This is a genomic window from Pantoea sp. VS1 (assembly GCF_002207995.1).
Taxonomy (GTDB): Bacteria; Pseudomonadota; Gammaproteobacteria; order Enterobacterales; family Enterobacteriaceae; genus Pantoea; species Pantoea dispersa.
The window spans coordinates 1-245 of record NZ_NHZE01000145.1 but is presented as its reverse complement, the minus strand read 5'-3'; the positions used below and the strand labels follow the sequence as shown (position 1 = coordinate 245).

1 pseudogene is annotated in these 245 nt (G+C 26.9%); it reads right to left on the bottom strand.

Annotated features, from left to right (window positions below):
• Nucleotides 1-27: 27 nt before the first annotated feature.
• A pseudogene (locus CBW22_RS25095) lies at nucleotides 28-245 on the bottom strand (hypothetical protein); the annotation flags it as partial.

The following is a 245-nucleotide window of genomic DNA, read 5'->3' as shown; positions in this document are numbered from 1 at the left end:
TTTATAATTCTCATCGGTATTCATTACTCAATCCCGTTTAAATAAATCAACATATTCAATCAACATGTTTTCATTAAGGTCTTTAGGTTTTTTAAATAATGTATATTTATCATCAACGAATATAGATTTATTATTAACAAGACATTGATAAAGCTTATTGCCATTGATAATCGCGCTATCAATATACTTTGATACATCACCTATTCCAAACTGCCTAAATTTGGCAAAAAATACCAACCAAAGAA